This window comes from Streptomyces sp. LaBMicrA B280 (assembly GCF_049222185.1).
GTDB classification, from domain to species: Bacteria; Actinomycetota; Actinomycetes; order Streptomycetales; family Streptomycetaceae; genus Streptomyces; species Streptomyces murinus.
This window is the reverse complement of the sequence record NZ_JBMJCT010000022.1, coordinates 304,620-326,655: the sequence shown is the minus strand read 5'-3', so window position 1 is coordinate 326,655 and position 22,036 is coordinate 304,620. Positions and strand designations below refer to the sequence as shown.

Below are 22,036 nucleotides of genomic sequence, written 5' to 3'. Positions count from 1 at the left end.
GCGATGTTCCCGGCCCGGCGCGCGGTGGCCGCCCCCGCGGCGGGGGCGGGGAAAAGAGAAAGACCAATGGGGGGGGCTCCCGAAGACCCACACCCCCGCGAGGGGCGAGGGCATAGACGGGGGGGGGGGGCCGTTCCAGAGAGCAGAGGGGGGATGTTCCAGGCAAGGAGAGCGGGGACCACCCCCATGTCGGGGCCGCCCCCCGGACCGGTCCCGGTGGCCGGGCTCAACGCAGCCACACGCCTTCGAGCTGGACGCGGCCGTAGCCGGGCAGCTTGGGCAGGTTCCGCACCTTGGCGGCGGCCAGGTCGATGCCGTCGGCCATGCCCCACAGCAGGTAGCCGGAGCGGTCGTGTTCGATCTGCTGGAGCTCCTTCAGTGCCGCCGCGCGCTTCTTCGGGTCACCGCTGCCGATGGCCTTGCGGTAGGCGGCGTCGAACCCGGGATCGTCCCAGCCGGCCTCGTTCTGGCCCGCCTCGCTGACCATGGTCTTGGAGGCGAAGAAGACGACCGAGTCGTTGGTGCCCCAGTAAGTGGTGTAGAAGTCGCCGGACTTCCAGGTCTTCTCCCAGAACGCGCCGGACTCCTGCTTGACGACCTTGATCTTGATCCCGGCCTCGCGGGCCTGGTTCGCGAACAGCGTTGCCGAGTCGGCCAGACCGGCGATGTCCTCGGTGGTGACCAGTTCGTAGGTCTTTGACACGTCGAAGCCCGCGTCGCTCAGCAACCGCTTCGCCTGGGCGAGGTCGCGCTTGCGCTGCGGGATGTCCTTGGCGTAGTCCGGGTCGCCGGTACCCAGGATGTCGTTGGCGACCGTGCCGTAGCCGGACAGGACCTGCTCGACCATCGCCGCACGGTCCACGACCAGCCGCATCGCCGCACGGACCCGCTGGTCCGCGAACGGACTGCCCTTCGCGGTGCGCATGACGACGGGCATCGCCATGTCGTTGGGACGGCGCAGCACCTGGATGTCGTGCCGGGACCCGGCGGTGCGCGCGGCCACCGCCCCGGCGTTGGAGGCGAGGTCGATCTGTCCCGCGAGCAGGGCGTTCGCCATCGCCTGCGGGGTCTCGAACATGGTGACCTCGATCGCGTCGAGGTACACGTGGGGGCCGTACCACTTGTCATTGCGCACCAGGCGGGCGTTGCCGCCCCGGAACCAGTCCAGTCTGAACGGGCCGGTTCCGGGCGCCTTGGCGAGGTCCGCCGCCTTGGTGCCCTTCTTCAGCACGAAGGAGGAGAAGCGGGTCATCAGGGGGAAGTCGGCGTTGGCGTAGTCGGAGACGACCACGACCGTGTCCGTGCCCTTGGCGCTGATGTTCCCGGCCCGGATTCCGGGCAGGCGTGCCGCGCCGGAAGGGGTATTGCGCAGCCGCTTCAGCGACCACACCACGTCGTCGGCGGTCACCGGAGTGCCGTCGTGGAACACGGCGTCCTTGGCTATCTTGAACGTCCACGTCTTCAGGTCCGCCGACGGCTCCCACGACGCGGCGAGCCGCGGCGCGGTGTTGTCCTTGGCGCCCGGAATCGTGAGGGTGTCGAAGACGAGGGCGAGGATCAGGTAGTCGCTCTCGTTGGCCTGGGTGCCGTGCGGGTCACGGGTGATCGCACTCGCATGTCCGAGCGCCCCGACGCGCAGCGTGCCGCCGGTGCGGGGCTCACCGGTTCCGCCGGAGCTCGCGGGCGCCTTGGAGTCATCGCTGCCGCCGCGGCAGGCCGCGAGAAGTCCGGCCGCTGAAATGCCGGTGCCGGCCCACAGCAGCTGTCGTCTGGTGACGCCCACGTCTGGTCCTCGTCTCAGGTAAGCACTTGGTCGTTCTTAGGGTTACCTAACCTAATCAGGCCGGGCTCCGCAAGCCGCGCCGAGCGCCCTCCGCGTCCGCGCAAGCGATCCTTTGACACCTCAAATAGCCTGCTCAGCAAGGCTTTTGACGGTTAGTCAGGCACGCGTCAGCCGCCCCAAAAATGGACTACGTTGATGTAGTCGCTCAAGCAAGTTAGGGTTGCCTCACCAAGTCGGCGTTGTTACCTTCCCTGGTGTCCGGCGGCGCCTCCAGCCGCGCAACGCCCGACCGTCTTCCCATTCCCCCGCTTTCGAGCCGGTGCGGCGATGCCGCATGCCCGCGCTCCGCCCTGCCCTGCCCTGCCCTGCCCTGCCCTGCCCTGCCCCGGAAGGTGCCACCGTGCCCACCTGCCCTGCCCCGGTACGCCCTCTCGACGATGCCGCCGCGGCCGAACTGACCACCGTCGCCGCCAAGCTGCTGGCCGACCACACCTCGGCCACCTCGCCCGAACTGCTCGCCGCCCTGCCCGGCGCGTGCGCTCAACTCTCCGACGCCGTACGGCATGCGCTGCGCCCCGTGGACACCGCCGACGGGCTGTTCGTCCTGCGCGGCCTGCACCTCGACGACGCCGGACTCGGGCCCACCCCGGGCCACTGGTCGAGCGTCGGCGACGCCGGTGCGCTGTGGGACGTGGTCCTGCTGCTCGTCTCCGCTCTGATGGGCACCCCGATCGCCTGGGAAGGCCAGCAGGACGGCCGGTTCGTCCACAACATCGTTCCCTCCCCCGGCCACGAGAACGAGCAGACCGGCGCCTCCAGCGATGTGCTGCTCACCCCGCACACCGAGGACGCCTTCCACCCCGGCCGCGCGCACCTGCTCCTGCTGTGCTGCATGCGCAACCACGACGGCATCGCCACCACCGCGGCCAGCGTCCGCCGCACCGCCCTCGCACCGGCGGACGTGGAACGACTCAAGCGACCGGTCGTGCCGATCCTGCCCGACGACGCCTACGAGGAGGCCCAGCAGTTCGCCGGCCGTCCCGCCCCGGTACCGGCCCTGTTCGACACCCCCGAGGGCCTGACCCTGCGGTTCGACCCCGCCTACACCCCGCTGGACGAGGCGGAAGCCGAGTGGCGCGGGGCGTACCGACGGCTGGAGGACGAACTGGCCCGTGTCTCGGTCGCGGTGAGTCTGGAGCCGGGCGACGTCCTGGTCGTGGACAACGACATCGTCGTCCACGGGCGGGTGCCCTTCACGGCGCGCTACGACGGCACCGACCGCTGGCTCAAGCGCGCCTCCGTCCGCGTCCAGGACCGTCCGACCCGCCCGCGGGCCGAGCGCCACGAGCACGGCTACGGGCAGGCGGCGCTGACCGCCTGGACCGTCTGACCAGTCAGTTCCACCCGACGCCGAACCACTTTTGAAGGGGCCCTACATGGACCGGGACGACACCACCGTGCGCGCGCTGTCCACCAGCGACCTCGCCGGTCTGGACATCTCCCTGACCGATGTCGTCGACACCGTCGAGCAGGCTTACCGCACCCTGGCGGCAGGCGGCTCGGACAACCCGCGCAAGCTCACCGTCAAGCCCGCCGACGGCCACTCCGTCGCGTACGCGATGCTCGGCCGCGACGGCGTCCGCGAGGTCGTCGCGATCAAGACCTCGTACAAGCACGGGCTGCACGAGAGCCGCGAGCGGCAGCACTACTACACGACCCTGACCATCTACGACGACGTCACCGGCCTGCCGGTCGCGCTGATGGACTGCTCCCGCATCGGATCCCTGCGCACCCCCGCCGTCTCCGCGCTCCTGGCCCGCGAATGCGCCGCCCCGGACGCCTCGACCGCTCTGGTCATCGGCACCGGCACCCAAGGCCGTCTCGCGCTGCCGTTCCTGCTGACCACCCTGCCGACGCTGGACCGGCTGCTGCTGTCGGGCACCCACCCCGACGGCATCGCCGCCGTCCGTGCCGAACTCGCCCGCCACTTCCCCGGCCGGCAGGTGGAACTGGTCACCGACCTGAAGTCCGCCGCCCGCGACGCCGACGTGGTCGTCGCGACCGCCGGTGGGCACACGACCGCCGCCGTCGAGGCCGACTGGCTGCGCCCCGGCGCGACAGCGATCCTCGTCGGCCATGGGCTGGCCCCCTCCACCCTGCACCGCGCCGACCGGGTCATCGCCACCAGCGAGGCCCAGATGCGGGTCACCGGCACCGACATGGCCGACGCCGAAGGCAAGCTGCCCGCCGTGGACCTGGAGCTGCCGGTCGTCATCTCCGGCGTCCACAGGGCGCGCACCACGGCCGATCAGCGCATCTTCGCGTACAACAGCGGCCTGGTCGTCACCGACATCGCCCTGGGACACCGCTTCGCACAGCTCGCCCTCGAACAGGGCCTGGGAACGGAGATATCGCTGTGGAAGTAGCCACTGCCGCCTCCTGGCCGACGCTGCCCGCCCTACCCGGCGCGGCCACCCGCCGGGTCGTCGCCAGCGGGCTCCCCGCCGAACTCGCCCACGCGCTGGGCGGCCCTTTCCACTTCCTGCTGCCCGACGCGTTCACCGCCAACCTCACCGCGATGCAGGACGCGCTCACCCGGGCGGGGGTGGACGGGTTCGTCTACTACGCGAAGAAGGCCAACAAGGCCGCCGTCTTCGTCGAACGCGCCGCCGCCTGCGGGGCCGGCGTCGATGTCGCGTCCGCCGCCGAACTGCGCGAAGCCCTCGGCCACGGCGTACGCGGCGAACACCTCATGGTGACCGGCCCGGCCAAGGACCCGGCCCTGCTGCGCCTGGCCGTCACCCACGGCGCGACCATCGCCGTGGACGCCCTCGACGAGCTGGACCGGGTGATCTCGCTGGCCCTGACCGGCCGCGTCCGTCCGGCCCGCGTGCTGCTGCGCGTCCTGCCCGACGCCCAGCCGCACTCCCGGTTCGGGATGGACGAAAGCGAACTGGCCACCGCCCTTGAGCGATGCCTGCAAGCCGGGGACGCGATCCGGATGGAGGGCTTCAGCTTCCATCTGTCCGGCTACGCCCTCCAGCCCCGCGCGGACCTCGCCGCCCGCCTCGTCGGCCTGTGCCTGACCGCCCGGCTCCAAGGGCTGGAGGCCGGCCGGATCTCCATCGGCGGTGGCCTGCCCGTCAGTTACACCGACGCCGACAGCTGGCACACCTTCCTCACCGCCCAGCGCCCCACCCACTACCACGCCCGCAAAACGTTCCGGAGCGGTGACTTCTACCCGTATCACTCGCCCGTGGCCGGCGCGGACGCCCTGGCGGCCCTGCTGGCGATCCACCCGCGGGACACCGGCTCCACGCTGGCCGACCTGATCGGGGACGCCGGGATCGAGCTGCTCCTCGAACCCGGCCGCGCCCTGCTCGACCAGGCCGGCGCCACCGTCTTCCGCGTCCAGGGCGTCAAGGACCGCGACGGCTACCGGATCGTGACCGTCGACGGGACCAGCCTGAGTCTGTCCGAGCAGTGGTTCAACAGCGAATACCTGCCCGACCCGCAGCTGATCCGCCAGGACCGAGCCGCACCCGCGGGCCCCTCCGGGGTGTTCCCGGCCAGCGTGGGCGCCGCGACCTGCCTGGAATCGGACATGCTCACCTGGCGCAAGATCGCCTTCCCGTACCCGCCACGCGTCGGGGACCTGCTGCTCTACCCGAACACGGCCGGCTACCAGATGGACTCCAACGAGTCTCCCTTCCACGACCTGCCGCTGCCGCCCAAGGTCGTCATCGACCAGATCGACCGCCCCCGGCCACGCTGGCGCCTCGACCGCCACTTCACCTGATCCCCAGCACCGCACACCCGTCACCCCGCGTCCCCCTCACAGGAGTCTTCTGATGCCCGGAGCCGTGCAGCGGCCCGCCGTGGTCTCCCGCGTGTCCGACCTGATCGGCCGCACCCCCCTGCTGGAACTGGCCACCACCGAGACCGGCAGCCGCCTGCTGCTGAAGCTGGAGATGTTCAACCCCACCGGCACCGCGAAGATCCGCATGGCCCGCGCCATGATCGACGCCGCCGAAGCCGCCGGCGAACTGCGCCCCGGCGGACGCATCATCGAGTCCACGTCCGGCAACACCGGACTCGGCCTGTCCGTCATCGCCGCCGAGCGCGGCTACACCTTCACCGCCGTCGTCGACCACCACGCCGCCGCCGACAAGCTGCGCGCCATGAAGGCCCTGGGCGCCGAACTCGTCTACGTCGACGGCGACAGCTCAGGGGAGGAACTCCACACCGCGGCCCGCGAAGAACTCGCCGAGGACATGGCCCGAGGCCAGGACAACACCATCTTCACCGAGCAGCACAACAACCCCGCCAACGGCGTCGGCTACTCCCCCGTCGCACACGAACTGGCCGAAGCCCTCGACGGCCGTATCGACATCCTCATCGGCGCCGTCGGCACCGGTGGCGGCCTGTGCGGTACGGGCCGCGAACTCGCCAAGCTGGTCACCGGCTTCTCCACCATCGGTGTCGAGCCGAAGGGATCGATCGCGTTCGGCGGGCCCGCCCACGACTACTACCAGTCCGGCACCGGCACCCCCGAAGGCGCCGAGATCGGCGCCCTGGTCGACTTCGACCTCATCGACGAGGGCGTCAAGGTCGGCGACATCGAAGCCTTCGCCACCTGCCGCGCCGTCGCGAGGACCGGACTGCTCATCGGCGGCTCCGCCGGCGGTGTCGTCCACGAGGCGCTGGCCCGGCTGCCCCTGCTGCCGCCAGGCAGCACTGTGGTCGCCCTGATCAACGACGGAGGGGAGAAGTACATGGACACCGTCTTCAACGACGACTGGATGACCGAACACGGCCTCCTCCAACCCGCCGTCGAACGCGAAGTCGAAGAACGGCTCACCAAGCTCCGCAGGAACCGGTAACCCTGATGCTGACCACCCTCCTCCGTGACAGCCGCGCCCTCGGAGCCCTCGCCGTCCCCCTCGTCCTCACCCAGCTCGCGCAGGTCGCCCTGACGACCACCGACACCGTGATGATGGGCCTGCTGGGCACCACCGAACTCGCGGCCGGCGGCCTCGCCATCGTCATCTTCAACCAGATACGCACCATGGGCGTCGGCCTGGTCACCTCCGTCGGCAACCAGATCGCCGCGGCAGCCGCCCGAGCCGAACACGCAAGCGCAGGCGCGGAAGACGACAGCACGGAGGAGGTCCGGGGCCTCGTCCGGGCCGCCATGGCGGTCGCCACACTGGCCGGTGTCGCCGGGGCGCTCGTCATGGTCCTCATCGGACAGGCCCTGCCCCTGCTCGGACAGGACGCCGATGTCGTCGGCCTCGCCCGGACGATGATCTACGCGCTCGCCCCCGGCCTGCTGCCCTGCCTGTGGTTCCAGGCGATCCGCCAGTTCACCGTCGGCATGCGCCGCCCCCAGGCGCTCCTGCGGATCACCCTCGCCTCCATCGCCGTGAACGCCGGACTCAACTGGGCCCTCATCCACGGCACCTTCGGCCTCCCCCACCTCGGCCTGACCGGCGTCGGCATCGCCACCTCCACCGTCTACCTGCTGACCTTCCTCGCGCTCTACCTGGCCGCGAAGCGCGAGGGCCAGCTGGCACCGCTGCTCACCCTGGACATCACCCGCGCCGAGACCGCCACCGTCAGGCGCCTCCTGAGCCTGGGCGTCCCCATCGCGGCCACCTACGGCTCCGAGGCCGGATTCTTCTCCGTCACCGCGCTCATGGCCGGCTCCTTCGGCCCCGACGCACTCGCCGCGCACACCGCCGTCAACCAGCTCGTCTACATCGTCTTCCAGGTCGCCGTCGGACTCTCCCACGCCGCGTCCATCAACGTCAGCCGGGAACTCGCCCTCGGCAACCACGACGGTGCCCGCCGCATCAAGAACACCGCCCTGGCCTGTGCCGCAGCCGTCATGACCGTCGTCGGCCTCGGGTACCTCACCCTGCCTCGCCTCGTCCTGGCCCCGTTCCTCGACACCGGATCCGACCGGGCCCTGGCCATCGCCACCCATCTGCTGATCGTCACCGCGTTCCTGCAGTTCTTCGACTGCGCCCAGAACATCGGCGTCGGCCTGCTGCGCGGACTGGACGACACCAAGAGCGGCTTCCGCATCACGCTGATCGGCTACTGGGCCCTCGGGCTGCCCACCGCATGGCTCTTCGCCTACGCCCTGAACCTCGACACCCTCGGCATCTGGCTCGGGCTCCTCACCGGCCTCGCCGCCACGGCCCTGCTCCTCCTGCGCCGCTACAACAGCGCGCTCACCGCGAAACAGACCCGGCCCACCAGCGCGGCCGCCGCCTGACCGGCACGATGCGCGCCGCACCAGCCGCGCGGTCCCGCGTGGCCGGGCCCGCGATCAGCCGCCCCGCACGGCGACGCAGGCGAATTCCACGTACTCATGCAGCCCGTAGGCCAGGGCGAGAGCAGTCAGTGCCACAGCGGCGATCGCGCACGCCAGGAGCACGGCACCCGCGCGCCGGCCCCGGCCGCTCGGTGCCGCGGGCTCCGGTCGAAGCAGGGCTTCGACCCGCTGCGGCACGGGCCCACTCGCCGCCGACAGCAGCGGGAATCCCGCCGCGCGGGGCCGGTCCTGGGACGCTCTGGCCAGCGCCACCCGCGCGATGGCCGCAGCCGTCACCCGCCGATCGCCGACAACCGCGGCCGCACGTTCGTCCGCCCACCGCTCCAGGTGGAACGCCAGCGACTCGCGCATACCGCGCAGGGCGGGGTGGACGGCAGCGGCCAGATCGACGACCGCAGAGAGCAGGTGATGCCGACCGGCCAGGTGAGCGCGTTCATGGGCCATCAACACCGCGCGCTCCTTCGTCGTCAGCAACCGCGCCGCTCCCGACGTCATGACAACCCGGCCGCGCCGTCCCCGGTGTCCGGGAAGAGCGAAGGCGTCCACGTCCGCTCCCGGAACCACGATCAGATCGCCCTCGTCCGTCCCCTTCTCGGCTGCCTGCCAGGCACGCCTGAGCAGCGATCGCTGCCTGAACCAGCGGCTCAGCAGCAGCGTCAGCTGGACGGAAAGCGCCACCGCGGCCGCGACGGCGAACGGGACCGCGGCCGGCCACACCTCCACCACACGGGCCAGGGACACCTGCTCCAGCGAAGCCAGGAACGGCACATGGAACAACCCGATCAGCGCCGCGATCGTCCCGCCGGCGAGCAGGACCGCCGCACCGGTCAGTGCCCAGCACGCCTCACGCGGCGGCAGCAGCCCGACCAGGCGCCGCGCGACCAAGGCGCCGCCCCAGGGAAAGCCGAGGGCCAGCACGACCAGGACCAGTACGTACGTCACGGTGACTCGTCCTCGGCCTCGGGTTCGTCCTCTTCCTCGGCCTCGGGCTCGGCCTCGGCCTCGGCCTCGGGCTCGGCTTCGGCTTCGGCCTCGGCTTCGAGGAGCAGGCGCCGCAGCGTCTCCTCGTCGTCCTGGGACAGGGAGGAAACGAATCGCTTCAGCACCAGGTCCCGATGCGGATCGCTCTCCAGCTCACGGCGCATACGACCGGCGACGAGCCCTTGAGCGTCCTCCACCGGCTCATAGGCGAAACCCCGCTTCGACGGGGTCCGGCGCAGCGTGCCGTTCTCGTACAGACGGCTGAGGACGGTGGCCGTGGTCGTTCTGGCCAGCCCCCTGTCGAGCGCCTCGTTCACCTGCTGCGCGGTCATCGGCCGACCGGCCCCCCACAGCACGGCCAGCACATCCCCGACGAGCTCGCCGTGCTGACGTCTCTCATCCCGACGCTTGCCTGCCACTTCTCATCACCCCCCTGTCCAACACTCCGCCGTACGGCCCTCGCCAGCCCACCGGTGACTGCTCGCGGGTGGACGACCGGAACCGACCTACTAAGGTATGCCTAATCGTACGCGTGGCGTCCCGGCTGGTGGCGCGAAGGCGTTCACGGCGCCCCGGAGGGGGCGGGCACCTCGCCGGTTCACAGTGCCGAGCGGCGGGCCAGCAGCGCCAGGACCAGCAGCCCCGGGGCCATCGGCAGCCATCCGGTCAGCAGGCGGTAGCCGAGAACCGTCGACACAGCCGCCGGTCCCGGCGCGCCGGCCGCCGTGAGCGCGAGGGCGAGTGCGGCGTCCAGTGAGCCCAGTCCGCCCGGTGTGGGCAGCAGCGCCGCCGCACCACTGGCGACCAGATAGGCCATCACCACGCGGCCCACGGGGAGGCCGACACCGATCGCATGGACCACGGCGACGACCACACCGGCATGCAGCAGAGCGAACGCGACCGACCCGCCCCACAGCGCACAGGCCCGCGCCCGGTGCCGGTGCACGTCCCGCACGTCCGCGAAGACCCGGCCCGTCATGCGCCTGAGACGGCCGCTGATCGCGACCGTCAGGACGGCGGCTCCGGCCGCCACCGGCAGCAGGACCAGCAACTGCGGGGCCCGCGCGGAGAGATGAACCGTGTCGGGCGAGGCGACCAGCAGAGCCACCCCCAGCGCGCAGCGGACCGCCCCGCCGACGGCCGCTTTCACCGCAAGCGCGGTCGCCGCGCGCCGGGTGGACAGCCCGCACCGTGTCAGGAACCGCAGATTGACCACCGCGGCTCCAGCCCCTGCGGGCAGGAGGTGATTGGCGGCGCCGGCCGCGAACTGCGCCGCCACCAGCCGTCCCCTGGGCAGCCGTTCGCGTACCGCGCCCTGCTGCGCCACGGCCGCACACACCCAGGTGGCCGCGGCCGCGACGCAGGCGAGCACCAGCCACTCCCCGTCGGCGGCGGCCAGCCGATCGGCGCCGGTGTCCAGAGCGGTCCGGTGCGCGGCGAGCATCCCGCCGGCGGCGGCGAACGCGATCAGGGTGATTCCCGGCTGAACGTACCGGCGCCTGCCCACGGTGGCCGGCAGCCCCTCGGGCGCGGACACCGCGGTCAACCGGAACCGGGGCGGGCGAGCCCCTGGTCGTAGGCGAAGATCACGGCCTGGACCCGGTCGCGGGCACCTATCTTGGCCAGGACGCGGCCGACATGTGTCTTCACGGTGGACTCGGTCACGACGAAGCGGGCGGCGATCTCACCGTTGGTCCAGCCCTTGCCGATGGCGACGAGGATCTCGCGCTCGCGTTCGGTGAGGGAGGCCAGTCGCGGGTCCTCGGCCCGGTCCGCCCTTACGGCGGGCACGTGCCGGGCGTACTCGTCCAGGATGCGGCGGGTGAGGACCGGCGCGATCACCGCGTCGCCGCCGGCCACCGCCCGGATCCCGGCGAGGAGTTCCTCGGGCCGCGCGTCCTTGAGGAGGAAGCCGCTGGCCCCGGCCCGCAGAGCGGCGTGCACGTACTCGTCGATGTCGAAGGTGGTCAGCACGAGGACGCGGGAGCGCCCCCCGGACCCGGCTATCCGGCGGGTCGCCTCGATGCCGTCCATGCCGGGCATCCGTACGTCCATCAGCACGACGTCGGGACGCAGTTCGGCGGCCTTGCGGACGGCTTCGACCCCGTTCGCGGCCTCGCCGACCACCTCCGTCTCGGGCATGGAGTCGAGCAGCACCCGGAAGCCGTAGCGCTGCAACTGCTGGTCGTCGACGACGAGGACCGTGGTCACCGGGCGCCTTCCCCGGATGTCAGGTCGAGGGCGGCCTCGACGCCCCATCCGCCCTCTGCCGCGGGACCGGCGTGCACGGTCCCTCCGTACAGCGCCGCTCGTTCGCGCATGCCCACCAGTCCGTGTCCTTCCTCGTTCCATGGTCCGCGCTGCCCGCCCGGTCCGTCGTCCCGGATCCTGATGACGAGCCGTTCGTCCTCGACGACGAGCGACAGGGTCACCCGGGTGCCGGCACCGGCGTGCTTCAGGGTGTTGGTCAGGGCTTCCTGGACGATGCGATAGACCGCCAGCTGCATGCCCCGGTCCAGGGCGCCCACCTCTCCGACCGTCCGGTAGACGATCTCCAGTCCGGCGGTGCGCACGCTGTCGCACAGCGACGCGATGTCCGCCAGGCCCGGCTGGGGGGAGAGTTCGGGCGCCCGACGGGTGCCGTCCGATGCCTCGCGCAGGACACCCAGCACCCGGCGCAGCTCGCCCAGGGCCGTCCGGCCCGTGTCACCGATGAGCTGGAGGGCCTCCTTGCCGCGTTGGGGAGCGGTGTCCGCGGCGTACGCGCCGGCATCGGCAAGGGTGATGATGACGGACAGGTTGTGGCCCACGATGTCGTGCATCTCCCGGGCCACCCGGGCGCGTTCCGTGGCGGTCGCGAGTCTGATGCGCTGGTCGCGTTCCGTCTCCAGCCGCGCCGCCCGCTCCCGCAGGCCCGCGAGCCGCGCCCGCCGGGTCCGCACCATCAGGCCGACGGCCAGGGCCGCGATCACCGTGCTCAGCAGGAAGAACAGGGCGTCCCAGACCGACACGGCAGGCGAGACCCGCACCGCCACCAGCACCATCCCTGCCGCCATGACCCCGCAGGCCCACGGCAACCGCCGCAGCTGCCCGTGCAGGGCCAGGCTGTACAGGGCCACGAACAGGGCGATGTCCGCGCGCAGCGCGGCACCCAGCGACCATTGCAGGACGAAGACGACGGCTATGGCGGCGAAGGCCGCCAGCGGCCGGCGCCGCCGCCATATCAGCGGCAGCACCAGACCGGCCTGAAGAGCCAGCACCACCGCGAGGGGGAGCTGGGTGAAGGCGAACTGGAACCTGTGCCGGTCGTCCCCGTCCCCGTCCCCCGCGCCGCCGTGGTGCGGCAGGTCCGGCAGACAGAACAGGAGAAGGACCAGCACCACCACCGCGGTGTCCAGTACCCATGGGCGACCCCGGTCCGCCTGGCGGAGCCGCTGACCGGCCCGGGCGAACGGGGCGGCCAGCGGCCCCATCCCGCTGATGTCGTCAGTGATCGTGGTGGTGGTCAAGGTCGTCATCCGCTCATGGTGCAGGGGTCAGACGTCGCTGCGTACCAGCCGGTACGCCGCTCCCGCCAGCGCGAGCGCCGTCCAGCCGAGGAAGACCAGCAGCCCGGTGCCCGGCGACAGGGTGGTGCTGTCGTGGGTCAGCGCGAACATCGACTCGCCCGCGTTGCTCGGCAGGTAGGGGCTGATGTCGTCCTGCCAGGCGCTGGGCAGCAGGGAGATCAGTCCCGGAACCAGCATCAGGCCGGCCACCAGCACCGAGATGCCACCGGCCACCGACCGCAGCAGGGCGCCCAGAGCCGTGCCGATCACACCGACCAGGCCGAGGTAGAGACCGGCGCCCAGCAGGCTCCGTACGACGCCCGCGTGGGTGAAGCCCATGGCGGCGGGGGTTCCGGACACGATGCCGCTGCCGAACCCGAAGGCGACGAACGCGCCGAGAGTGCCGACCACCAGCGCGACCAGCCCGAACACGGCCGCCTTGGACCACAGCACCGGCAGTCGGCGCGGTACGGCCGCGAGCGTCGAGCGGATCATCCCGGTGGAGTACTCCCCCGCCGTGACCAGCACGCCGAGCACGCCGAGGGCGAGCTGCGCGAAGTTGGTGCCGAAGAGGGACAGGCTCACCGCCGTGGCGGTGGCGAAGTCCCGGTCCTGATGCGCGGAGCCGATCCCGGACCTGTAGTGGTTCGCCGCGATCAGGCCGAAGGCGACGAGGAAGAGCAGACCGAGGCCCAGGGTGATCCAGGTCGAGCGCAGCGACCACAGCTTGGCCCACTCCGAGGCCAGCACGCGACGCCCGGTCACACGGTAGGCGGGTCGGGCCGGGGCTGCCGTGGGCGCCTCGATCGTCGTGGTGAGGGTACTCATGCGGACTTCCCTGCGGTCTCGATGCTCTCGACGGCCGTGGAGCCGTGGTACTCCACGGCGTCCCTGGTCAGGTTCATGAACGCCTCCTCCAACGACACCGCCCGCGCCGTCAGTTCGAACAGCGCGATCCCGTGCTCGGCCGCCCTCAGGCCGACCTCGCGGGCGCTCAGCCCGGCCACCTGGAGGTCCTCGGAACCGGCCCGGCTGGTGATCTCGACCCCGGGTCCGGCCAGCGCCTCCCGCAGTCGGGCCGGCTCCCCGGTGGCCACCTGCACCGTGTCGCCGCCCGCCTGCCGGACGAGGTCTCCCACCGTGGTGTCCGCCAGCAGGCGCCCGCGCCCCACGATGATCAGGTGGTCCGCGACCAGAGCCATCTCGCTCATCAGATGGGACGACACGAACACGGTTCGCCCCTCGTGGGCGAGGGCCTTCAACAGGTTGCGGATCCAGAGCACGCCCTCCGGGTCCAGCCCATTGACCGGCTCGTCCAGCATCACCGTCTGCGGATCGCCCAGCAACGCCGCCGCGATACCGAGCCGCTGCCCCATCCCGAGGGAGAACGCACCGGCCCGCTTTTTCGCCACGCCGCCCAGCCCCGCCATGTCGATGACCTCGTCGACCCGGCGCCGGGGGATCCCGTGTGTGAGGGCGAGTCCCAGCAGATGGTTGTAGGCGGAGCGGCCCGGATGGACGGACTTCGCCTCCAGAAGCGCTCCGACCTCTTGCAGCGGCGCGTGGTGGCGGGCGTAGCGGTGTCCGTTCACCGTGACGAAGCCGCTGGTCGGGGCGTCGAGTCCGACGATCATGCGCATGGTCGTGGACTTTCCCGCGCCGTTAGGCCCGAGGAAGCCGGTCACCGTGCCCGGCCGCACGGCGAATTCCAGGCCGTCGACGGCCGTCTTCTCGCCGTACCGCTTGGTCAGCTGCTGAGCGTCGATCATGTGTGTCTCTTCCTGTCGGAACCGGCGCCGGTCCGTCGCCCCGGACGCCTCACCGGAAAAGTTAGGAGCCGCGCCACCCGGATTCGGTGGTACCGCGGACTGATCCGTGCCCGCCGGGTCGTACCGCGGTACTACGCGCCACTGCGCCCTCGGTCTCACCGTCCGGGTCACGTTCACCGTCAGCGCATGTCCGTCAGGAGGGTGGTGAGTTCGGCTTCCTGCCGGGCCGGCGGCATCGGCGGGTTCGGGTGGTCGATGCCGAAGGTCTTCAGGACCTGGTCCATCTGGGCGTCGAGGAACGTCCAGCCGGTGTCGTCCAGCGGCTGAAGCGTGGCCTGGTCCGCGTCCCAGAGGTCGCGCAGCGACTGCGCGGCCGCACGGGCGCCGCCCGCGTTCCCCGACCGCGCGTCCTTGAGCGAGGTCGACGCGAGTGCCCGCAACGCGTCGACCTTCGCGGGCGGGAACTTCTGCACGGCCTGGCCGGGGGCGAGATGAACGGTGGAGGTGGCGTCGCTCTCCGGCGCCGGGCCGACGTGCGGCTGGTTGTGCGCCCAGACCAGCAGGGCCACGGTCGCGACGGCCAGAAGGCCGAAGCCCGCCAGCGCGACGCGCTCCCTTCGCGGGTCGGCGGCGGTCCCCGGGGCGTGCGTGGCGTCATGGGTCTCGGTCACGTCGGAGCGTGTCACCGTCAGGTGGACGACGGTCGCCAGGATCAGGCCGAGGAAGATCAGGCTGGTGGTGAAGGTGCCGAGCGCGAGGCCGGTCGGGTCGCCCGGGCTCTGAGCGACCTTCGGGGAGGCGAGCCAGTCGCCGATGTTGGCGCCCAGCGGCCGGGTCAGGATGTAGGCGAGCCAGAAGGACAGCACCGGGTTCGCGCCGAACCTCCACAGCAGCGTGATCGCCGCGATGAGGCCGAGCGGCAGCAGGACCGAGACTCCCGGGCTCCAGCCGGTCAGCTCAAGGGTCCAGTCGCCGGTCGCGGTGCCCAGCGCGAAGGTGACGAGAACGGTGAGCCAGTAGAACGACTCGCGCGCGGGCGTGGTGACCGAGTGGATCGAGAGGGTGCGCTCGCGCAGCCACCACGCGCCGAAGACCACGGCGAGCAGGACCGAGAAGACGGCCGAGCTGATCCACAGCGGCACGTTGAGCTGGTCGGTCAGGATGTCGGTGTACAGCGTGCCCGTGACACTCACGACGACCACGGTCAGCCAGTACGGGAACGGGACGTACCGCTTCAGCCGCAGCTGGACGCCCAGGACCACGACGAACACCGCGGTGAAGATCCATGCCGTGTTCACCAGGCCGACGCCCAGCTTCATGTTGATCCAGTCGGCGAAACTCTCACCGACCGTCGTGCACAGGATCTTGATCACCCAGAACCAGACGGTGACCTCGGGAACCTTGTTCAGCATCAGCCGCCCGCCGCGGTGCGCCCGGGCCTCGCTTGTCGTTGTCATGCGCCGATGCTGGCTCGGCCAACCTGCACACAACCTGACTACGCGATCGCCTCCGGCATGGGGAAGGTCACTTCGACGCGACCGTGACCCTCCGCGAAAGCACGCACCGCGACGCCCGCGGACGTGGCGAGGCGCTTCACCACGGCCAGCCCCAACCCGTGCCCGTGGCCGCCGGTCACGCCCGCTTCGAAGACCCGGTCGACCTCCGCCGGGTCGAACCCCGGGCCGTCGTCGAGGACATGGACCACGACCCCCTGGGGCCGCGTGCGCGCCGTGATCCGCACGCGCGAACGCGCATGCCGCAGACCGTTCTCCAGCAGCGGCGACAACACGGCCACGACGAGTTCGTTCGCCACGGCGACGTCGACGCCCGCGGGGACGGCCAGTTCGATGGAGCGCCCGGCGATCGCCGCGCGCGCCGCGGCCCGGAGATCGCACCGGGTACCGCCGTCGACGCGGGTCCGGGCGGTGCCCAGAATCGTCGTGATCGCCGCGTTCAGGCGGTCGACCTCGGTCAGCACGGTCTCCGGTGCCAGATCATGACGGGAGAGCTGTGCCAGTTGCGCCTCGCCCCGCAGGGCGGTCAGGGGCGTCCGCAATTCATGGGCGATCTCGTCGGTGAGCCGGCGCTCGTCCGCGAGCGCGTTGTCCACGCGGTCGAGCAGGCGATCCAGCGTTCGCCCGAGCTCCCCGAACTCATCGCGTGGAACGCCGAGGTCGAACCGGCGCCCGGGTTCGTGATCGCCCCAGTCGTCGGCGAGGGCGGCCATGTCGTGGACCACTCGCAGCGCGCGGCGCACCACGAGGTGTGCGACGACGCCCGCGAGCAGGATCGAGATGCCGCCCAGCATCAGCGACATCGTCAGGCTGCGCTGCTCCGAGGTCTCGTACGGCGTCAGATCCACCCGCACGACCGCCATGACGCGGTGGCCTTCGAGCCGGATCGGCTGGGCGTACAGGAGGTGGCTGCCGACCGTGGTGGTCTGGGACCGCCCGGAGCCGACCAGCGCGTCGACGCGGTCGCGGACGGCGGGGGGCACGATCCCGTCGATGAGGTGCCCGTCGGCGTACACCCAGGAGACCGTGTCCAGTGCCTCGTTGCCGCCCTCGATCAGCACGACCCGGCCGCCGCGTACGGCGACGTTCCCCGCCACCGCTTCCGCGCGCAGGTGCGCCAGCGCGTTCGCGTCGGCGTCGGTCACCTGGCCCAGCAGCACGTGCGAGACGACGACCAGCACCGCGACCACCGCTGTCGCGATCAGGACCGCGAGCGCGACGACCCTTCCGCGGAAACCCGTCACTGCCATCGGTAGCCCACCCCGCGGACCGTCGCCAGCCGATCGGCCACACCCAGCACGCCGAGTTTGGTCCGCAACCGGCGCACGAAGGAGTCGAGGGTGTTGTCGCTGACCTGCGCGCCGTGCGGCCAGCCGGCGGCGACGAGGGCGTGGCGGCGTACGGCGTCGCCCTGCGAGGCGATGAGTCTGCCCAGCAACCGGAACTCGGTCGGCGTCAGGCTCTCGCTCGCCGAACCGTGGCTCACGACGTGTTTGGCGGGATCGAGCACGACGCCCCTCGGTGGGGTCGTCGCGGTGGTCCTGCGCAGCAGGGCGCGGACCCTCACCAGCAGCTCCGGGATGTCGAACGGTTTCGTCAGGTAGTCGTCGGCTCCCGCCTCGAAGCCGCCCACCTTGTGCTGCATGCCGTCCAGAGCCGTGAGCATCAGTACCGGGACATCGACGCCATGTGCCCGCAGCGCCAGGCAGACATCGCGGCCGTCGGCGTCCGGGAGTCCGAGGTCCAGGACGACCAGCTGAGGGACCGGATCGAGGTGCCGCAGCAGGCTGTCCGCCGTGGCAGCGGCCGCGACCGTATGGCCGTCGTGCTCAAGCGCACGCTTGAGGACGTCGCGGACAGCCGCGTCATCCTCGCATACCGTAATAAAAGCCACGCGGGCACTCCTTCTCGGCAAGGGGCCGCCCCGGCAGCTCCTACATGTTGTAAGAGTACGGCGTGCCCGCACCGCGCGTGACGGAGAGCGCGAGCCCGGCGCCGAGCGAGACGAGGCCGCCCAGGACCAGGGCGAAGCGGGCTCCGAGAGCGTCGGACACCAGGCCGGCCAGTGGTGCGCCGATGGGGGTGCCGCCGAGGAGGACGAGGAAGTAGACGGACAGGACGCGGCCCCGCGCCCGCGGGTCGGCATGGAGCTGGATCAGCGCGTTGGCCGTGGTGGTCACGGTCACCGCCAGACATCCGGTGACGAACAGAAGGGCCAGGAACGAGCCGTAGCCCGGCATGAGGCCCTGCGCGATCTCCAGCGCGCCGAAGCCGATGGTGGTGCCGGTCAGACGGCGCGCGGTGGGCGGTTTGCGGTGGTTGGCCCAGTAGATCGCGCCGAGGAGGCTGCCCAGGGCATAGGCGGCGGAGAGGTAGCCGAAGGTGGCGGCGCCCGTGTGGAACACCGTGAGGGCGGCGAGCGAGATGGTGACCTGGAAGTTGAGACCGAAGGTGCCCACGAAGGCGATGAGGGTGATCGGCAGGAGCAGCTCCGGGGTGGTGACGATGTGACGCAGCGCCTCGCGCGTTCGGACGGGTCCTGGCCGGGTGCGGGAAGGGGCGTCCGACGGGTCGGTGTGGATGGTGGTCAGGCCGTAGAGGACGGCCAGGTACGAGGCGGTGTTCAGCAGGAACACCGGTCCCGCGCCGAAGGCCGCGACGGTCAGGCCGGCAAGGGCCGGGCCGATGGCGCGGGCCACGTTGAACTGGGCGGCGTTCAGGCTGACCGCGCCGGCCGTGCGCTCGCGGGAGACGAGTTCGCAGAGGTAGGCGTTGCGGGCGGGACCGTCCACGGCGGTGGCGGTGCCGAGGACGCAGGCCAGCGCGTAGAGGGACGACAGGTTCACCGCCCCGGTGACCGTGAGCAGTCCCAGCAGGAGGGACTGGGCGGCCATGACCGTCTGGGTCAGGAGCAGGATCCGCCGCTTGGGATACCGGTCGGCCAGAACCCCTCCGGTCAGGCCGAGCAGCGTCTGGGGCAGGAACTGCAGCGCGGTCACGATGCCGACCGCGCTGCCGCTGTTCGCGGTGAGGTGGAGGACGAGCAGGTCCTGGGCGGCGCGCTGCATCCACGTGCCGATGTTGGAGACCAGCTGACCGAACAGGTAGCGCCGGAAGTCCCGGACGGCGAGCGCGTGCGTCACCGGCGGGCGGAGGACGGCGCTGATGACGTCCGACGGGCACGCGACGTCCGACGGGCACGCGTGTCGCCCGCGACGGGTGCGTCGGCGTCGTGGACATGATGGAAGGTGGGGTGGGGGTGCATGAGGAACGCGTGGTGGGAGATGTTCCACGCGTAGGCGCCGGCCATGGCGAAGGCGACGCGGTCGCCGGTACGCAGCCGTTCGGTCATGATCCGGCGTGCCAGTACGTCCTTGGGCGTGCACAGCTGACCGACCAGTGTCACCGGCTCGTCCCGGACCTCCGGACGGTTCCAGGGCCTGGACCAGGCGTCGTCGGGGATCACCTCGAACGGCTGGTCGTGCTGTTTCGCGGCCGGGGTGCGCAGGTGGTGGGTGCCTCCGCGCAGCACGGCGAACGCGTGCCCTCGGCTGAACTTGATGTCCAGGACCTGGGTGACGTACCAGCCGCAGTACGCCGTGACCGAGCGGCCGGGCTCGATGCGCAGGGTGAGGCGGGGGTGGCGGGCGAGGATCCGGCGCAGTCCGGCGCCGAGGGCGGCCCAGTCGAACACCCGGGCCGGATGCGTGTAGTCGACGCCCATGCCGCCGCCCACGTTGACCTCGCGCAGGTCCACTCCGCGCTCGCGGGCCCAGCTCTCGGCCCAGGCGAGAACCTGCCCGACGAGCAGGAGTTGGGGCTGGGCCAGGAGGCCGCTGGCAAGGTGGAAGTGGAGGCCGCGCAGCCGGACGCCCGGGGCCGACTCCAGCACTTGCACGCAACGGTCCAGCTGTACGGGATCCATGCCGAACGGCCCGCCGCCCATGGCCAGATCGACCCGGCCCACGTCGACGGGCAGGTTGACGCGCAGCAGGACGTCCACGGCCCGGTCGCCCAGCAAGGTGGTGAGCAGGCGGAGTTCGTGTTCGCTCTCGATGTGCAGACGCTCGGCTCCCGTGTCCAGTGCGCGGGCCAGCTCCTGCTGGGTCTTGCCGGGACCGCCGAAGGCGACCAGGGCGTCGGGGACGGTGGCACGGACGTGGTCCAGTTCGCCGCCGGAGGCCACCTCGAAGCCGTGGACGTGTTCGGCGAGGGCGCACAGGACGCGGGGGTCGGAGTTGGCCTTGGCCGCGTACAGCAACTCGACACGCTCCGGCAGCGCGGCCCGGATCGTCCGCACGTGTGCGCGCAGCCCGGGCAGGTCGTAGACGTAGGCGGGCAGCTCGTCCTCGGGCAGCGCGGCGACGAGATCGTACGTCTCGGGCCTCACCGGACCACCTCGCGGGGGAAGTCCGCGCCGAGCGGGCTGGGCAGGGGCACGTAGTCGGCGTGCCGGTCGGCCTTGCGGGACCAGCGCAGCAGGAGGTTGGCCTTCGCCGGCAGCGGTACGCCGGACAACAGGGCGCGCAGGCGCGGCGGTTCGCCGGCGGTCCGCGCGTAGCCGGTGAGATGGTCGCGGACCAGGCCCCACAGGGCGGGTTCCAGCACCGGGTCGAGGTCGGCCAGTGCGCCGAGCGTCTCGGCGGTGTGGTTGACGAGGAGGCAGTACGCGACCCGGTTCCAGCCGCGTTCGGGGTCGTAGGTGAGGGGACCGCGCACGTCGGCCGGGAGGGCGGCGAGGGCCTGCCGGTGAGGGCCGGGCAGGAGCTTGGTGCCCTCCAGGTCGCGGAAGAACATCTGCGCGGGCGTGCCGTCGGCCTCGACGCCGACGACGACGTTCTGCAGGTGGGGTTCGAGCACGACGCCGTGTTCGAAGTAGGCGGCCAGTACCGGGGGCAGCAGCAGCCTGAGGTACGCGTCCCACCAGGCCAGGATGTCGCCGTCGCCGCGGGCGAGCAGCCGGGAGACATGCGCCGCGCTGGTCGGGTACTCGTCCGCCACCGCGGCGGCGAGCAGGGGGGTGACCCCGGGCCGCAGATGGTGGCGCAGACCGGAGCGGACGATGACGCCGAAGCCCTCCAGGAGGGCTCTGTCGCCGCCCGGGTCGAGGGTGCGGTAGCCGGGCTCGGCCAGGAGCGCGCAGTCAGGGAAGCGGTCGGTGAGCCGGGCGAGGACGGGCTGGAGCAGCCGGTTGAGGGCGACGGCCCCGGACAGCTCGTAACTCGCGTTCTTCCGGACGCAGTTGGTGAGGCGGACGTTGAGGCTGAACTTCAGGAACGTGTCGTTCTCGGGGGCGTACAGGGTCCGCACCGACGCGGTCGGCACCAGCTCCGGGCCGCCCGTGCCGGTGTCCACGACATCCCCCGCGGCGATCGCCTCGCGCAGCCGGTCGTGGTCCTTCATCAGCCGGTACTGCCAGGGGTGCACGGGGAGGACGGCGAACTCCTCGCCGGCCACCGGGCGCAGCGCGTCCAGCGCGTGCGGCTCGCCCTCCTCCCGTACGAGGTGGCGGCGCACCGCCAGGTAGCGCAGGCGGAAGCGGTTGCCGGTCTCCGGGCCGTATGCCAGCCAGTCCGCCGGGTCGCCGGTACGGGCCTTGGGAGCGGGGTGGAAACGGTGGCCGAACACCAGGGACTGCTCCGAGGCCACGTAGGGGTCCGCGGTCGCCCGGACGCCCGCCCGCTCCTGGAGCACGACGCGGATCGTCTCCCTGCTGTCCGCCACCTGGCCCAGGAATTCCTCGTTGGCCAGACCCGTGCGCTGTTCCAGTTCGTCCTGGATGCAGCCGGCCAGCTCGCGCCAGTCCACGGCCACCCAGCTGTCGCCGTCGAGCCGCTGCACCGAGCCCTGGAAGCGATGCGCCCCGATCAACGAGATGCGGCGCAGCGCGGCACGCAGCAGAAGGCCCCGGCGGGGCAGTCGTAGCAGGAGGTGATCGTCGACGACCGTCACCTGGTGCTCGGGGGCGGACACCTCGCGGATCAGGCAGTTGAGCAGTGTGTGGGTCGTGACGAGGTCGGCGGTCCGCGACGGCTCCGCGGTCGGGGACGAGGCGGTGGCGGCGGGATCGGTGTGGGGGGCCGTACCGGTGGTCATGT

Annotated in this window: 19 protein-coding genes; 5 read left to right on the top strand and 14 right to left on the bottom strand. The window is 71.6% G+C overall.

The window, feature by feature from the left end:
* Positions 1 to 226: 226 nt before the first annotated feature.
* Positions 227 to 1,783: an ABC transporter substrate-binding protein gene (locus ACLF5H_RS20825; RefSeq protein ID WP_421677511.1), complete on the bottom strand. Its 1,557-nt coding sequence runs from the start codon at positions 1,781 to 1,783 to the stop codon at positions 227 to 229.
* 400 nt (positions 1,784 to 2,183) lie between these two features.
* On the opposite strand from ACLF5H_RS20825, the gene ACLF5H_RS20820 reads away from it, so the two are divergent.
* Genes ACLF5H_RS20820 through ACLF5H_RS20800 form a run of 5 tightly spaced genes read left to right on the top strand, consistent with a single transcriptional unit; the run spans position 2,184 to position 8,066 of the window.
* Complete coding sequence (locus tag ACLF5H_RS20820; RefSeq protein WP_421677510.1) at positions 2,184 to 3,173, top strand: TauD/TfdA family dioxygenase; 990 nt, start codon at positions 2,184 to 2,186, stop codon at positions 3,171 to 3,173.
* 46 nt (positions 3,174 to 3,219) lie between these two features.
* The gene (locus tag ACLF5H_RS20815; protein WP_421677509.1) at positions 3,220 to 4,209 is read left to right on the top strand and encodes an ornithine cyclodeaminase family protein; all 990 of its coding nucleotides are present in this window, start codon (positions 3,220 to 3,222) and stop codon (positions 4,207 to 4,209) included.
* Positions 4,200 to 5,582 carry a Y4yA family PLP-dependent enzyme gene (locus ACLF5H_RS20810; RefSeq protein WP_421677508.1) on the top strand — a complete coding sequence of 461 codons (1,383 nt, stop codon included), beginning with the start codon at positions 4,200 to 4,202 and terminating at the stop codon, positions 5,580 to 5,582. Before ACLF5H_RS20815 ends, ACLF5H_RS20810 begins: the two co-directional genes overlap by 10 nt.
* Positions 5,583 to 5,634: 52 nt before the next feature.
* On the top strand, positions 5,635 to 6,666 hold the full coding sequence (locus ACLF5H_RS20805) for a cysteine synthase family protein (RefSeq protein ID WP_421677507.1): 1,032 nt from the start codon (positions 5,635 to 5,637) through the stop codon (positions 6,664 to 6,666).
* Between the two features lie 5 nt (positions 6,667 to 6,671).
* Positions 6,672 to 8,066: an MATE family efflux transporter gene (locus ACLF5H_RS20800; RefSeq protein WP_421677506.1), complete on the top strand. Its 1,395-nt coding sequence runs from the start codon at positions 6,672 to 6,674 to the stop codon at positions 8,064 to 8,066.
* A 54-nt stretch (positions 8,067 to 8,120) separates the two neighbouring features.
* Here ACLF5H_RS20800 and ACLF5H_RS20795 read toward each other — a convergent pair whose 3' ends face one another.
* From ACLF5H_RS20795 to ACLF5H_RS20735, 13 genes are all read right to left on the bottom strand, one after another.
* Positions 8,121 to 9,068, bottom strand: coding sequence for a M56 family metallopeptidase (locus tag ACLF5H_RS20795; RefSeq protein WP_421677505.1), 948 nt, complete (start codon positions 9,066 to 9,068; stop codon positions 8,121 to 8,123).
* Positions 9,065 to 9,526, bottom strand: a complete 462-nt coding sequence (locus ACLF5H_RS20790; protein WP_421677504.1) for a BlaI/MecI/CopY family transcriptional regulator — start codon at positions 9,524 to 9,526, stop codon at positions 9,065 to 9,067. Before ACLF5H_RS20790 ends, ACLF5H_RS20795 begins: the two co-directional genes overlap by 4 nt.
* Before the next feature lie 179 nt (positions 9,527 to 9,705).
* Positions 9,706 to 10,644 (bottom strand): lysylphosphatidylglycerol synthase domain-containing protein, encoded by a 939-nt coding sequence (locus ACLF5H_RS20785; RefSeq protein ID WP_421677503.1) that lies wholly within the window; start codon positions 10,642 to 10,644, stop codon positions 9,706 to 9,708.
* A gap of 5 nt (positions 10,645 to 10,649) precedes the next feature.
* Positions 10,650 to 11,318 carry a response regulator gene (locus ACLF5H_RS20780; protein ID WP_421677502.1) on the bottom strand — a complete coding sequence of 223 codons (669 nt, stop codon included), beginning with the start codon at positions 11,316 to 11,318 and terminating at the stop codon, positions 10,650 to 10,652.
* Positions 11,315 to 12,625 carry a sensor histidine kinase gene (locus ACLF5H_RS20775; protein ID WP_421677501.1) on the bottom strand — a complete coding sequence of 437 codons (1,311 nt, stop codon included), beginning with the start codon at positions 12,623 to 12,625 and terminating at the stop codon, positions 11,315 to 11,317. The genes ACLF5H_RS20780 and ACLF5H_RS20775 overlap by 4 nt, the downstream gene beginning before the upstream one ends.
* Positions 12,626 to 12,643: 18 nt before the next feature.
* On the bottom strand, positions 12,644 to 13,483 hold the full coding sequence (locus ACLF5H_RS20770; RefSeq protein WP_421677500.1) for an ABC transporter permease: 840 nt from the start codon (positions 13,481 to 13,483) through the stop codon (positions 12,644 to 12,646).
* Complete coding sequence (locus tag ACLF5H_RS20765) at positions 13,480 to 14,424, bottom strand: ATP-binding cassette domain-containing protein (protein ID WP_421677499.1); 945 nt, start codon at positions 14,422 to 14,424, stop codon at positions 13,480 to 13,482. Before ACLF5H_RS20765 ends, ACLF5H_RS20770 begins: the two co-directional genes overlap by 4 nt.
* Before the next feature lie 179 nt (positions 14,425 to 14,603).
* Positions 14,604 to 15,881 (bottom strand): hypothetical protein, encoded by a 1,278-nt coding sequence (locus tag ACLF5H_RS20760; RefSeq protein WP_421677498.1) that lies wholly within the window; start codon positions 15,879 to 15,881, stop codon positions 14,604 to 14,606.
* A 38-nt stretch (positions 15,882 to 15,919) separates the two neighbouring features.
* Positions 15,920 to 17,188: an ATP-binding protein gene (locus tag ACLF5H_RS20755; protein ID WP_421677497.1), complete on the bottom strand. Its 1,269-nt coding sequence runs from the start codon at positions 17,186 to 17,188 to the stop codon at positions 15,920 to 15,922.
* Complete coding sequence (locus ACLF5H_RS20750) at positions 17,179 to 17,832, bottom strand: response regulator transcription factor (protein ID WP_421677496.1); 654 nt, start codon at positions 17,830 to 17,832, stop codon at positions 17,179 to 17,181. Before ACLF5H_RS20750 ends, ACLF5H_RS20755 begins: the two co-directional genes overlap by 10 nt.
* A gap of 40 nt (positions 17,833 to 17,872) precedes the next feature.
* Positions 17,873 to 19,081 (bottom strand): MFS transporter, encoded by a 1,209-nt coding sequence (locus ACLF5H_RS20745; protein WP_421677495.1) that lies wholly within the window; start codon positions 19,079 to 19,081, stop codon positions 17,873 to 17,875.
* Positions 19,078 to 20,328, bottom strand: a complete 1,251-nt coding sequence (locus ACLF5H_RS20740) for a type III PLP-dependent enzyme (protein ID WP_421677494.1) — start codon at positions 20,326 to 20,328, stop codon at positions 19,078 to 19,080. Before ACLF5H_RS20740 ends, ACLF5H_RS20745 begins: the two co-directional genes overlap by 4 nt.
* The gene (locus tag ACLF5H_RS20735; RefSeq protein WP_421677493.1) at positions 20,325 to 22,034 is read right to left on the bottom strand and encodes an IucA/IucC family protein; all 1,710 of its coding nucleotides are present in this window, start codon (positions 22,032 to 22,034) and stop codon (positions 20,325 to 20,327) included. Before ACLF5H_RS20735 ends, ACLF5H_RS20740 begins: the two co-directional genes overlap by 4 nt.
* Positions 22,035 to 22,036: the final 2 nt, after the last annotated feature.